The organism is Pseudoalteromonas sp. ATL1, from assembly GCF_058933015.1.
The window spans coordinates 1,103,278-1,116,800 of the sequence record NZ_JBZYXL010000001.1 but is presented as its reverse complement, the minus strand read 5'-3'; the positions used below and the strand labels follow the sequence as shown (position 1 = coordinate 1,116,800).

The window sequence follows — 13,523 nt, the reverse complement described above, 5'->3', positions numbered from 1 at the left end:
AACTATGACAGATCACCCTTCTATTGCAGCCGTTGATCTCGGTTCGAACAGTTTTCATTTAATGGTTGCAAGAGAGGTAGACGGCAGCTTTCAAGTTTTACATAAGGAAAAGCAACGTGTAAATCTTGCTGCTGGGCTAGGTAGCGATATGAAGCTCTCGGCAGACGCAATGAATAGAGCTTTAGCAGTACTCAAGCAGTTTGCCGCGACATTACAAGATTTCCCAAAAAGTAATGTACAGGTTGTTGCCACTTATACACTGCGCAACTGCAAAAATATTCAGCAATTTCTTGCCAAAGCAAAACAGTGCTTTCCTTTTAAGATTAATGTTATCTCTGGTCAAGAAGAAGCACGTCTCATTTACCAAGGCGTTGCGAACTATGAGCACAGTGAGGGTAATCGCCTTGTGGTTGATATTGGTGGTGGAAGCACCGAACTTATCATTGGGGAACACTTCACGCATAAGCTACTTACCAGCCGCAATATGGGCTGTGTAAACATGAGCCAGCAATTTTTTACGCACGGTAAACTCAACGCAAAACGCTTTCAAAAAGCATTGGTCAAAGCTGAGCAGCAATTGGAACCCATAACTGCCAACTATATCAAAATGGGTTGGCAAACGTGTTATGGGACGTCAGGTACCATAAAAGCGCTATTAGCTATCGCAACAGCGCAATTCAACGAAGACCATCTGACACTCGATATTTTATTAAAAATACAGGCGCTGCTATTACAGTTTGATAATACACAGTCACTCTTTTTTGACGGCTTACCTGAAGAGCGAAAAGAAACCATTGCAGGAGGACTGGTTGTTTTATTATCTGTATTCAAACAGTTGAAAATTGAAAAGCTCATATACAGTGACTATGCGCTGCGCGAAGGCTTGCTACACGAAACGTCGCAAAATAGTGAGTTTGATATTCGAGCCCGTACCATTCAAACACTCAGTGAGCATTACTGTGTCGATGTGCAGCATAGCGAGGCTATTTGTGTCACCCTAAAAAGCTTTTATCAGCAAGTAAGTAAAAACTGGGAGCTACAAACACTTGACCTACAGCTATTATGTTGGGCAGCTCAGTTACATGAAGTAGGTTTAGTGATAAATTCTTCTGGATTACATAGACATAGCGCCTATATCGTCAGCCATAGTCAACTACCAGGCTTTACTCAAGAACAACAACAAACTTTGAGTAGTTTGATCCGCTTCTATCGCAAAAAAATTCGCGTAAACGAACTAACATTGGCTAATAGCGTGGAGTTTAACCAATTTTCTAAGCTGTTATGCTTGTTTAGGTTAGCTATTTTACTCAATGCAAAACGTCAAACCGATTTATGTCCAAACGTTAAGCTCAGTAGCTATGCGGACAGTTTATTGGTCGAATTTGAGGAAGGCTGGTTAGCCGAACATACGTTGATGGATGCCGACTTAGCACAAGAGCAGCGTTATTTGAAAAAGCTTAAGTTAGCAATGTCTTACAGCTAATTCTTAACCACAGAGAAGACTTCATCGGCATAGTCACGGCTTTCCATCGCCAGTCCATACAAATATTTGGTTTTGGTCGCTGGGCGTATCGCTTTTAAGATCAAACGTGCTTCTTGCCAATCATTGCGCTCAATTTCAACGGTGAGTCGCAATGCTCCACCAAGTAAGCCTTGGTAGCTGAGCAGCGCACTACTGAGTTCATTATCAAGCGAAAATTCAGAAATAATGGTAGAGAGTTCGACATCGAGCACCGCGTCTAGCACTGACATCAAGCCGATCAAGTAACCCTGTTCAGCCATATCATCGCCACCTGGCTCTAGAAACAGCTGCATAAACTTGGCACGCATTAATCCCATTTTGGTCAGTTCGGTTGGTTTGTCGACACCCAATTCACTTAACGCAAGCACACGTACAAATTGACGAATGGCATCTTCACCAAGATAAATAACAGCTTGGGAAATGGATTTCATCTCGATTTTATTTTCGCCCGCTTTAGCGTTAGCCAACTTAAGCACTCGTGCTGTTAAACTTAAGTCTTTGGCAACCCGTTCTTGTACTTCTTTAAAGCACAAATCCGCTTTTGCTGTGCAGCGAAGTAAATCAAATACGATAAATTTAGAAGGTTCTATATTGCCATGATTAAGCATCTCAGGCTTGGCAAAGAAAAAACCTTGGAAATAGTCCGCCCCGGCACTTTTTACAAAATGAAAGTGTTCTTGAGTTTCAATCCGCTCAACAATGATCCTGATGTCTGGGTTAGCGCGTTTGAGTTTTTTGATCATCATCGTGGTTTTAATGATCGGCTGCTCAATTTCGAGCTTGATGTAATCCACATGCTCTATCAAAGGCTGCCACTTAACATGCCCATCATAGTCATCAAGTGCAAAGTGATAGCCTTTCTTTTTCAGTGCCACCACAGTTTTAACTAACTCTGGAATATTTTGCGAACGCTCAACTATCTCAACAACAAGATTTTCAGGCTTAAGTAATTTGGGGAGTTCTTGAAAGAGGGATTCATCAGATACGTTAATAAAGGCTCTATGCCCCGCAGCTAAACGCTCTAGGCCAACAAACATTAACGAGTTAAAAAACATCCTTCCAGTAGCCTGTCCATCGGACACGCCCATGGGAAAAGCATTGTTGTTAGAATCCCGATACAACAGTTCATATGCATAAAGTTCCTGATGTACATCAAGAATTGCTTGTCGCGCAATATATTGGACCGCAGAATTCTTTACTTTAGCAACAGTGCCACTCATTAACATCTATATCCTTCTCAAGCATATCGTCAGCCGCAGACGGTCTCAGAATACGTGATGCACGGTAACCGAGCAAATAAAAATTTGTCGATAGTACAATTTGGTTTGATCGCTCATTTTTGATGTTCATACACAACATTGCTCAATGTTAAATTGTTGAGCTAGTATAAGCATATGAGAACTTTACTAATCATAGCGTGTTTTTGCTTTTCTAGCTTGCTAAATGCAACGCCAAAAACACAGTTGACTTATAGCGTGAGCGGCTCGGGAAGCTATTTCCCCTATTATACTCACGATAAATCGCATCCAGGTATTTTGCCAGAGGCCGTTAGCGCGATCCTAGAAACCGCCAATATTGAAGGGGTCAATTTATTGCTCCCAGCCAAGCGAACCATCCTTTATTTGGAGGGGGGAAAAGTAGACTTTGACTTGATCAGCCCAAGTTGGTTAACCCAAAAACAAAAAGAAGACCCGCGATATGTTTTTTCCAACGCTATTATTTCGGTGGATGAATACATCGTATCCGGTAAAAAAACGGAGCGACCTATACAGCTAAAAGGGCAACATATCGGCACCGTTCGCGGTTATTACTATCACGATGACAATGAATTTGAACGCGTTGATTTTAATTCAGAGAAAGAACTTGTTCAGGCCCTAGCCCTGGGCCGTATTGAGTATGCAATCATTGGTGATCTTCCCACTTTATATTGGGCGCACAAGCTCGGTGTCAAAGTTTTCTTCAATCACGTACACTCCAAAGGCAAACTGCATATGCGCTTGCAAGCGAAACATCAAACTTTGCTGCCAAGGATCAACCAAGCCATCGACAAACTACATGCACAAAAACATTTCGAAGCGATCACCTTGCATTACGTACAAACACTCCCCAACACTGGTACTGTGCACAACTGAGCAGTATAATGGCGTTTTGGCCTCGGGAAATGAATTATGAGTATCGAAGCGACCTTGCAAGAGCGCAGCAATCACCAGTGTGAATTATGTACAAACACGAACGAACTATCTGTTTATGAAGTGCCACCAGTTATAGAAGCGCACTCAGATAAATGTGTTTACGTGTGCCACACGTGTAAGTCACAAATTGAAGGAAACAGTGATCTGCAAGCCAATCATTGGCATTGTTTAAATGACAGCATGTGGAGTCAAGTGCCCGCAGTACAAGTGGTCGCATTTCGTATGCTAAAGCGCCTAGCGGCCGACAATGGCTGGGCACAAGACGCTTTAGATATGTTGTATTTGGAAGACGATACAAGAAGTTGGGCCGAGCAAGCGCTTGCTGAAGAAGAAGATATCGTCCATTTAGATAGCAATGGCGTTCGTTTACAAGCAGGCGATACGGTTGTACTGATCAAAGATCTTGACGTCAAAGGCAGTAGCTTAGTTGCCAAACGTGGCACTGCAGTTCGCAATATTGGTTTAACCTCCAACCCTGAGCATATTGAAGGCCGTGTAGAAGGGCAACGAATTGTTATTTTGACTAAGTTTGTCAAAAAGTAATCAATTAAAGCCCCATACTATGGGGCTTTAAAACACTATTCTGCAACTAACTGCTCACTGCGGTAAAAGCCACTCTCTGTACTTAACAGCTTGACCAATTCTGGCAATGCAACGTCCATATTATTTTTCAAGGTCCAAGGTGGATTGATCACTATCATACCTGATGCAGTCATACCATGCTGCTCGGTATCTTGCTCCGTCGCTAATTCAAACAGCTGAATATTACGAACCCCTGAATCCTGTAAAGTTTGCTCAAGCAAGTCAATACGCTCTCGAGACACGACTGGGTACCAAATCATGTAAGTGCCTGAACTAAAGCGCTTATGTGCTTTGATGATCATGTTGGCAGCTTGCTGATAATCCGTTTTAATTTCGTAAGGCGGGTCCATTAAAACACATGCACGGCGAGAGACTGGCGGGACAAGGCCCAATAAACCTTTAAATCCATCTTCACCGCGCACTTTTAGTGACTTTTTGCCAGCCATGTTGTTTTGCAGTAACAGCAAATCTTTTGGATGTAACTCAAAGAACCACCCTTTGTCCTGACGGCGCAAGTAATGCTCAGCTATTTTTGGCGAACCGGGATAGAACGCTAACGCCTGCTCATTAAATGATTTGATAAGCGCAATGTAATCAGTAATTAATGCATTATCACCACGATAATCCCAGAGCTTAGCAATACCATCTAGATACTCCTGCGTTTTTTGTGCATCATCCCCGCTTAGTTCAAAAAAACCGGCGCCAGAGTGCGTATCAATGTAATCAAACCCCTTTTCTTTTTGGGTCATGTACTGTAGCACCTGAGCAAGCACAAGGTGTTTTAAAATATCAGCGGGATTACCCGCATGAAACGAATGTCGATAACTGAGCATAACGATCGCCTATAACAAACGGCCTCATTTTGCTGAACCGTTTCTGAATAAAATTAGGAGTTGGTACTATTATCACCCAAAGTGACATAAAAATCAGTATAAAGCCGCGTATTTACTAGCATCCTTAGCCACTTTGTTTTACATTTGCATGACAAAACACTGTGATAAGAGCGCATTTATGAATAACGATACACTTCCCCAACTCGAACAGCTAATTGACCAACTTATTGCTCAAAATCAGCGATTAAATAATGAACTTTCAGAGCTTAAAGAGCAAAACAGTAAACTTATCGACGAAAATGAAACTTTACAGTTAGAAGTGCTTGAAAGTGAAGAAAAGCAAAAAGACGCTAGCAACACTTTGTCTAACCTTTTAGAAAAACTACAAAGTGCCACTCAGGCTAGCTAATGGGTAGCAATAACACTCAAGTTGAGGTCACCTTATTAGGCAAGACCCACCAATTTGCTTGTACCGAGGGGCAAGAGCAAGTGCTCCTCGACGCTGTTGCGCTGCTCAATCAACGCGTTGAAGAAACGAAAAAGAAATCAACGGTCAAAAATGAGCAAAATGCGCTTTTGCTTGCAGCACTGCACTTATGCCATGATTTGCAAGCTTGCGAACGACAAGAAAAATCTCAAAAAGAACAACAGCAAAGCCTCATAGACAAGCTAACAAACCACTTAGCTGGTAATTAGCAACTTCCAATAAAGCGCAATATCGGTTAAATTATCACCTTTAGGGTTGTGATTGGTGGCCAGCTATGCGGTTTATTTTTGCAGTTTTATTCAGCATATTTTCAAGTGTCACTTGGGCAACTCAATGGCATCAGGTTGATCAATCAACCTGGCTAATTTCACCAGATAAAACAGCTTCTTACATCCAAGAAAATCAAGCTATCTTTGTTGGTAATGATTGCGCAGCCATCGTTAATGCGCATGGGGACTTTACAGCGCTTGAACAGCTGGTCCTAACCGCTAAAAATACACTGAAAGTGCCCGTTTGCTATTTGCTCAGTACCTCTGCTCAAAAAGAGCAAATACTGGGGATGGTACTGTTGCAAAGAGCATTTCCAAGTGCCAAATGGTATGCCGCAGATCATATTGCGCAAACCTTACCCGCGTATCAAAATGCGCTGATTGAAAAAATAGCCGCGCTCGAAAAAAGCCTCACTTTAAGCATGGAGCGTTTTAATCAAACGGACGCAAATTTTCAAAATCAATGGCATAGCAGGCTACAACTTGCTCAAGCTCGTTTAGCCGATTGGCGAACGCTACAGTTGACAGCACCAAATGGCCTAGCCCAAGGGGAGCAAATGTCACTCAACTTAGGTGGCCTCACACTCAAAGTCGACGCTAAGAATGCATTTGGTTCAGGAGATCTTACGGTATTCAATAGTCAAAATGGGGCGATGATCGCCGGTAACAGCGTTGACCCGTTACCAATAGTACAACACGCCAACCTAGCAAAGTGGATAACACAACTACATGCATTATCTAAAAATAATGCAATAAAATGGTTATTACCCGCACACGGTAAACCTTTCAAACCAGAGGCATTGGGCCTCCCTATCGCCTTTTTAACAGCTTTAGAGCAACACCTAGACTTTACTCTGGCGAAACCAAAACTGGCAGCTAATTACGCAAACGATGAGCAAACACAAACTCGCCTGTTTAATCACTACCAACTAGCACTCACCTATATGAGTAAACACGTAGAGGCTGCGCGCCATGTTCAGTGATCGTTTTGATTTTTTAAAAGTGATTAAACTTAACCACATTATTACCTTTGCGTTATTGTTATTTTTATCCGCTTGTCAAAGTACAAAACAGGTCGCTCCTGAGTCGAATAATGATGCTGTCGCGATTGCTCAATCGCTGACTGCGTTTGAACCCGCTCCTCACAAAGACAGTGTAGAGACAAAAGTTGTTGAAAAAGCAGCATCTATTTCGTTAATTGATGGCTCAACAAAGCCAAGACCCAAACCTGTTACCAACTTGTGGCAAAGGATCAGCGCGCAATTGCGTTTTAATATTGACCCTAACAAACGATTAAACGAAAAAATAGACTGGTATCTAAAACAACCTCATTATCTAACGACCGTCTCAAAAAGAGCAGAGCCTTACCTCTACCACATTGTTGAATCTGTCGAACGCCGCAAGATGCCCATGGAACTGGTTTTACTACCCTTTGTTGAGAGTGATTTTAGGCCGAGTGTTTCTTCTTCACAACATGCTGTAGGCGCTTGGCAACTGGTGAACGCGACCGCTTATCATTTCGGTATCACCACCGATCACTGGTATGATGGACGCAAAGATGTGCTTGCCTCAACCGAAGCTGCATTGGATTATTTAAGTGACTTACACAAACGTTTTAAGGGGAACTGGCTGCACGCTATTGCCGCTTACAACAGCGGTGAAGGGAGAGTTAAAAAAGCGATCGCTAAAAATCGACGAAGAGGAAAAAGCACCGACTTTTGGCATTTAACTTTACCCAAAGAAACAGCAGATTACGTGCCCAAATTAGTTGCGTTAAGCTACCTACTGCAAACTGGCAATGTACATTTTAAACGCCCAAAATTGCCAAACTACGCGCTAACGACTCAGTTAGACATCGGTCAGCAGTTTGACTTTTCTGTTTTAGCTTCGCTTACAGGCATTGATAAGTCACGCTTGCACAAGCTCAACACTGGCTATCTTAAGCACCAAAGCTCACCAAATGGACCGCATAAGGTACTGTTGCCTATGACTCCTGCAACGCTGCATCAAAGTACGTTTTTTAAACGCCACTTTAGTTATACCTACACGGTTAAACAAAACGACACGTTGTACCGAATAGCACGGCGCTTCAATACCGATGTTAAAACGATTAAGCACCTTAATAACAAAACCAATGACATGATACGTGTTGGTGAGCAGCTGAGGGTAACGCAAGCTCAAAAGTTTGATCGTCTCGTGGTTGAGAATCATCTGAGCCCTTACTTAGCACAACAACTCAAACCGGTACCAAGTACCATGGAGTTTCATCACAAAGTGGGTGAAGGCGACTCATTGTGGAAAATAAGCAAACGCTATAATGTTTCCGTAAGAGACTTAATCGTATGGAATAAGCTCAAAACTAACCACGTGCTTAAAACCGGCAAAGTGCTCGTGCTACACCTACCCAAAGCACAAACCACACAGAGAGAACCGCCACCTGAAGTGTATCTATCCGATTTAGAACAGTTGGTAAAGCCAGAAACACGTTCTAACCGCTAGCGATTATGCGCTTGCTCACGTAAAATGCGAGCAAACAGTCAATTAATGAGATAGCGCTATGCAAATCGCAAAAGATACCGCAGTTGAGTTTCACTACACATTAAGTGAAGCAGGTGAACAAATTGAGACCAGCACAACTGGTGAAGCCCTAACATACCTACACGGCAACGACAGTATGCTTCCGGGCCTTGAACAAGCACTTGAAGGAAAAAGTGTTGGAGATAAATTCAGCATAACACTTAACCCTGAAGATGCATACGGCGAATATCAAGAAGGTTTAGTTCAGCGTATTCCTATCAAACACTTACAAGGACTTGGCAACAATAAAGTTTGGAAACCAGGCATGTCTGCCATCGTGGAATCTAATCAAGGTCGTCATCAGGTTACTGTCGTTAAAGTTGGACGTTTCAATGCTGACTGTGACTTAAATCACCCATTTGCAGGTAAGACACTGACTTTTGATGTTGAAGTTGTGTCTGTACGTGAAGCAACCGCTGACGAATTGGCACATGGTCATGTGCACGGTGCAGGCGGCTGCGGACACTAAGGAACGCAAATAATGGAAAAAGTTGCCATTGTAACAGGTGGCAGCTTTGGCATTGGCCTCGCCATTGTCGAAAAGCTGCTAAGTCAACAATACCAAGTGTTTAACTTAGACATTCAAGCTTCTGATGTCGGTCATTATATTCCCTGTGATGTCAGCAAGGTCGATGAGGTTAAGCAAGCAATACAGTCTATCGTTGATAAAACAGGCCGTGTTGATGCACTGATATCCAATGCGGGTAAGCACCTCAGCGCCACCATTGAACAAACGGATGAAGCCACCTTAGACGCGCTTTTTGCGCTCAATGTGAAAGGGGCCTACGCGGCGACGCAAGCTGTGCTGCCAGCTATGAAACAGCAAGGTCATGGCGCGGTTGTGTATATTTCTTCTGATCAAGCACTGGTTGGTAAACCAAACTCTTTCGCTTATAACCTAACAAAACATGCGCTTGCTTCCATGGCTCGCACAACCGCGCTTGATTACGCAACATTTAATATTCGCGCTAATGCAGTGTGTCCAGGCACCATTGAAACACCTTTGTTTCATACTGCTATCGATAATTACTGTGAAAAATCAGGTGCTGACAAAGCGCAAATTGTCGCTGAAGAAGCAAAATTGCAGCCACTAGGTCGACTCGGCCAAGCCCATGAAGTAGCTGCACTGGTTGCGTTTTTAATCAGTGATGAAGCGAGCTTTATCACAGGCAGTTTGCAAAGCATTGATGGCGGATATACGACGCAATGATGAAAATTATTGACCCTCATTTGCACCTATTTGATTTAGCACAGGGTCAATATCATTGGCTAGTTGGTGATCACCCTCCGCCTTGGCCTAATCTCGATAAAATCAGACAAAATCACGGCATTGATGACCTGAAGCTGGAACGCTTTGAGCTGGGCGGATTTGTCCACATTGAAGCGGGGTTCGATAATCAAGAACCAAGTAAAGAGCTATATTGGCTGTCGTCTGTTGTCAGACAACCTCCCTACAAGGCAATTGCCTATTTAGACATCACCCAACCCCAAGCGCAATTCGCAGATCAGCTCAAGCAACTACGACAAGCCCCAAACTTTATTGGTATCAGAGATATAACTGAAGGAGAGGATGCCAAACGTTTACTCCACCCTAACGTTAAACCCAATCTCACTCAGCTTGCACATAATGGGTTACTATTTGAAACGCAATTTGAATTGCATCAACAAGACATTGCCACCCAGTTTGCGCAAGTGTGTAACTCACTCTCAGAACTCAGCGTTGTGATAAATCATAGTGGTTTTATTCAGTCACAGACAAACTGGCAGTCAGGCCTCGCGTGCATGGCACAATGTAGCAATGTGGTTATCAAATATTCTGGGCAAGAGCATGTTGATAGCCCTTTAGACGCGAAGAGGTTATTACACATACTATTAAACGAATTTGGTGAACGACGTGTGATGTTTGCATCAAACTATCCAGTTTGTTTGATGCGTAGTGATTATCAACACGTTTGGCAAGCATACTATTTTCTTTGCGATGACAATGCCTTGTGGCAAAAGCTGAGCTATGAGAACGCGAAGCGAGTATATCGCTTCTAAGAGCGGATCTGGACTAGGTCGTAAGCCACCATACTTGGTACGATTGCCTGTAAACGCTCTTCAGTTTTATCCAATGTATTCAAACACTCACAGTATTCTGCGGCTTTACTTTCTAGCTGCTGAGCTTTCTTTTGTAGTGACTTGTCAATTTCCCTAGAAATGATTTCCATACGCTGCCCCATATCCGTGATCCTTTCTTCAATGTTTCCCTCTCGTGACTTAAACGCATCACCGAGTGACATCAAAATAGCACCCAATGATCCATGCACGGCAGAATGGATCTTTTTGCTGATCTCTTTGGTAAAAAAGTCGTCGATTTTTGACAGTGATTGCGGCGCTATAAAAAAGAAATCATCGCCACGTTTAAACTTATCCATCAAAGCGCGCTCTACGTATTGAAGCTGAGTTTTAAGTACCTCAGGTTCTTTATCAGACATCCCTTCAACCATTTGTTCAATGGCACTTAGCCCCAGATTCACGCCATCAGTCGCCAAATTCACAAGCTCAGGAACGGTATCTCGAATACCTCTAGCGTACTCTTGCAATACATGCGTTTCTTGTTCAGACATTTGGATCCAATACCCTCTAACAAGCAACTGATTGTCGTTATTGATCTGCACACGAGTTTGTCCATTATCGACAATGCGGATCTCAGTATCGGTAATGATCAAGCCATGCCCTAGTTCCACATCACATTTATTCTTTGCAACCGCAGCACTAGAAAAGGCCAAAAACAGGAGAGATAAACTAACTGAACGAAACAAAAGCGTGCAACTCCTCATCAAAAATCGACATGAAGAGTAGCAAATTTTTATACAATGCCAAAGCTATTTGGCGTAACGCACTAAACGTAAGAAAATATCCGACGTTTTCGCCTTTAGGTTATTTTTACCATCAGCAAACTGATAAGCCCAAGCATGGTCAACTTGGTTGATTGCAGTCGTACTGGTCCAGTAATTATCATTCTGCGTCGATAAAAAAACATTCTGGTTAATTGAGGGCTCAACACAAGCATGTTCCACTATGCTTGCAAGCTCTTTGACATTAGGCACTAGCCAATCTTTGTAACCAGCGAAATCACTATTCTTTGCAGCCATTAACGCTTGTTGCCAATCCACTTGCAAAGCGGCGCTAGCACACGTGCTTGACTGCACATCATAACTTTGGCCAAACTCGCATGTTTGCCACATTAACCCCGTCACTGTATCAAGCACGGTGCCATCACTATTTACAACAAAACGTTCTGATGGCGTTGTTTTTGGTGCAGAGCCTGCATCAACACATGTTTGTATGGCCTCAGATGGCGACGCGCCCACGAATGCCATTATAAGTAGTAAAACTCTCATAAATCCCCTACGGTGTTCTTACTAAGCGTACATATGCAGTATTTGATTTAGGATAAGCCAAATCATTACCTGTTTTAATATCTAGAATGAACGCTTGACTTAGACTGCGTCCGTCAACACTGGTTTGTGTAGTCCAATAATACAAATGTCCAAGCGCTGAAACGGGAGGCACATTAGGGAAAAAGTGAGAGTCAATTAAATGCTCCTCACCCTCTTGACCAAAATCAATGAGTGTCATGAGCTCAATGTAAGTCGGTAAGCGCCAATTACTGCCGCCGCAAAAGTTACTGCTATTCACCGCATCAATATAAGCTTGGACACCACAGTTCACATCACTAGGACAACTCGAATCAGGTAGACCAGCAATACTGCCTGGGTAAGGTGAATCATTCGAACCAAGATACCATGTATAATGATTGGCCCCATCTCGTAAGTTCGTGTTTGGAATAATTCCCGTATCTGTCTCTTTAACTTCCCATATCAGCCCATTCACGTTATCTCTCACACAGGTGAACTGGCTCGCGTTATCTGGAAGCTCGTCAGCAAACTGATTCAATTTGGTATAATCAAAAGCAACACGTCCCGTGCCTACTTTGTCTAAAAATGATGCTACGCTATCTCGGCCCATGTCACCATCTTGGCGCGGGTAATTGTCATTACCACACGTAATTTCGACGGTATTGCTGTAGCATTTGGTTAGTCCAGTATCTTGCAAATATCCAAGCGCCTTAGGCTCCAAATTAATCGTCATTGTGTCCGTGGCGCTCAAGCCATTAGGGTCGGTCACAGTGACTTGAAACGAGAGTGCCGTTACCACATCCACATCTGGTGCTACGAACTCAGTTATACATTGTTGAGGCTGCTTAATGGCAACCGAATTGCTCTGTCCTACTTGTTGCCAAATACAATTGAATTGACCCGATGCTGTTTTACTTTTTGACGCATCTAATACAACGGTATCAAACTCAGTTGCTGTTATTGCTTCCCCTGCTTCTGCAATGACCGGATTAGCGGCCTTAGATAGAGCAACACTGTATTCTGTACTTGCACTCCCTCCCTCATCATCGGTCACCGTTAAGCGAAACTTAGCGGCACTATTATTGACTAATAATGGGTGTACAAAACGCAACGTTTGCTCCGACGTTGTAGCAAATGTCAACGTCGGGCCGGAGAGTAACTCCCACTTATAGCCAACAACTTGGCCATTTTCGTCCGGATCCGTAGAGTCAGCTGCGCTGAGTTCAATCGTATCTAAATACTTTGCTTGAGCCTCTTCAGGAAGTGTTTGGGTCACAACGGGTAAAGGTAATTGGTTTTGTGAAGTAACAGAAACCGAAACCTGATCGGAAACAGTTTGGCCGTTAGGTGCGATATAACCCGCTTTCAATACAAGAATACTGTCAGACTTCACATCCGGAGCCGCGACCGAAATTTCTTCGCCCTCTTGTGGAAATCCCTCCACACTTGGACCGCTGACGACTTGCCAACTCACTGTACCACCTGCGGGTGACACTAAAGCTTTGAGCGTGAACTCTGATTTTTCTACTACGGTTAAGTCTTCACCAGCATTGATACTGGCACTTTCGGTGCTAGCTTTTCCATCTGAGCCACCGCCGCAAGCGACTAATAAGCAACTAAAGAATAAAGGAAGTGCTTTGTAACTTTGCATTTATGC

15 protein-coding genes are annotated in these 13,523 nt (G+C 43.2%); 10 read left to right on the top strand and 5 right to left on the bottom strand.

The features are described 5' to 3' along the window. The first annotated feature begins 4 nt into the window (after positions 1-4). Positions 5-1,483, top strand: a complete 1,479-nt coding sequence (locus AC5FX4_RS04935) for a Ppx/GppA phosphatase family protein (RefSeq protein WP_493605366.1) — start codon at positions 5-7, stop codon at positions 1,481-1,483. Here the strand turns inward: AC5FX4_RS04935 and AC5FX4_RS04930 are convergent. After that, the gene (locus tag AC5FX4_RS04930; protein ID WP_493605365.1) at positions 1,480-2,748 is read right to left on the bottom strand and encodes an EAL and HDOD domain-containing protein; all 1,269 of its coding nucleotides are present in this window, start codon (positions 2,746-2,748) and stop codon (positions 1,480-1,482) included. The genes AC5FX4_RS04935 and AC5FX4_RS04930 overlap by 4 nt on opposite strands. A gap of 168 nt (positions 2,749-2,916) precedes the next feature. On the opposite strand from AC5FX4_RS04930, the gene AC5FX4_RS04925 reads away from it, so the two are divergent. After that, entirely contained in the window at positions 2,917-3,654 is a 738-nt protein-coding gene (locus AC5FX4_RS04925) for a substrate-binding periplasmic protein (RefSeq protein ID WP_493605364.1), read from the top strand. Between the two features lie 36 nt (positions 3,655-3,690). Further along, complete coding sequence (locus AC5FX4_RS04920; RefSeq protein ID WP_493605363.1) at positions 3,691-4,257, top strand: PhnA domain-containing protein; 567 nt, start codon at positions 3,691-3,693, stop codon at positions 4,255-4,257. Positions 4,258-4,292: 35 nt separating this feature from the next. Here the strand turns inward: AC5FX4_RS04920 and AC5FX4_RS04915 are convergent, their stop codons facing one another. Continuing rightward, a complete protein-coding gene (locus tag AC5FX4_RS04915; RefSeq protein WP_493605362.1) occupies positions 4,293-5,129 on the bottom strand; it encodes a 23S rRNA (adenine(2030)-N(6))-methyltransferase RlmJ in 837 nt (278 codons plus the stop codon). 178 nt (positions 5,130-5,307) lie between these two features. On the opposite strand from AC5FX4_RS04915, the gene AC5FX4_RS04910 reads away from it, so the two are divergent. The 7 genes from AC5FX4_RS04910 (at position 5,308) to AC5FX4_RS04880 (ending at position 10,502) form a co-directional block, all read left to right on the top strand. Further along, positions 5,308-5,538 carry a DUF904 domain-containing protein gene (locus AC5FX4_RS04910; protein WP_493605361.1) on the top strand — a complete coding sequence of 77 codons (231 nt, stop codon included), beginning with the start codon at positions 5,308-5,310 and terminating at the stop codon, positions 5,536-5,538. After that, the gene (locus AC5FX4_RS04905) at positions 5,538-5,825 is read left to right on the top strand and encodes a cell division protein ZapA (protein WP_493605360.1); all 288 of its coding nucleotides are present in this window, start codon (positions 5,538-5,540) and stop codon (positions 5,823-5,825) included. The genes AC5FX4_RS04910 and AC5FX4_RS04905 overlap by 1 nt, the downstream gene beginning before the upstream one ends. Positions 5,826-5,890: 65 nt before the next feature. Further along, positions 5,891-6,868, top strand: coding sequence for a hypothetical protein (locus AC5FX4_RS04900; RefSeq protein ID WP_493605359.1), 978 nt, complete (start codon positions 5,891-5,893; stop codon positions 6,866-6,868). Further along, positions 6,858-8,384 (top strand): LysM peptidoglycan-binding domain-containing protein, encoded by a 1,527-nt coding sequence (locus AC5FX4_RS04895; RefSeq protein WP_493605358.1) that lies wholly within the window; start codon positions 6,858-6,860, stop codon positions 8,382-8,384. The genes AC5FX4_RS04900 and AC5FX4_RS04895 overlap by 11 nt, the downstream gene beginning before the upstream one ends. A 58-nt stretch (positions 8,385-8,442) precedes the next feature. Next, positions 8,443-8,931 (top strand): FKBP-type peptidyl-prolyl cis-trans isomerase, encoded by a 489-nt coding sequence (locus tag AC5FX4_RS04890; protein WP_493605357.1) that lies wholly within the window; start codon positions 8,443-8,445, stop codon positions 8,929-8,931. Positions 8,932-8,943: 12 nt separating this feature from the next. Beyond that, positions 8,944-9,672 (top strand): SDR family NAD(P)-dependent oxidoreductase, encoded by a 729-nt coding sequence (locus tag AC5FX4_RS04885; protein WP_493605356.1) that lies wholly within the window; start codon positions 8,944-8,946, stop codon positions 9,670-9,672. Beyond that, a complete protein-coding gene (locus tag AC5FX4_RS04880) occupies positions 9,669-10,502 on the top strand; it encodes an amidohydrolase family protein (RefSeq protein WP_493605355.1) in 834 nt (277 codons plus the stop codon). Before AC5FX4_RS04885 ends, AC5FX4_RS04880 begins: the two co-directional genes overlap by 4 nt. Here AC5FX4_RS04880 and AC5FX4_RS04875 read toward each other — a convergent pair. From AC5FX4_RS04875 to AC5FX4_RS04865, 3 genes are read right to left on the bottom strand one after another with little or no spacing between them, the layout of a single operon-like run. Then, positions 10,499-11,284, bottom strand: coding sequence for a YggN family protein (locus tag AC5FX4_RS04875; RefSeq protein ID WP_493605354.1), 786 nt, complete (start codon positions 11,282-11,284; stop codon positions 10,499-10,501). The genes AC5FX4_RS04880 and AC5FX4_RS04875 overlap by 4 nt on opposite strands. Positions 11,285-11,329: 45 nt before the next feature. Further along, entirely contained in the window at positions 11,330-11,848 is a 519-nt protein-coding gene (locus AC5FX4_RS04870) for an Lcl C-terminal domain-containing protein (protein ID WP_493605353.1), read from the bottom strand. Positions 11,849-11,855: 7 nt separating this feature from the next. After that, positions 11,856-13,517, bottom strand: a complete 1,662-nt coding sequence (locus AC5FX4_RS04865) for an Lcl C-terminal domain-containing protein (RefSeq protein WP_493605352.1) — start codon at positions 13,515-13,517, stop codon at positions 11,856-11,858. Positions 13,518-13,523: the final 6 nt, after the last annotated feature.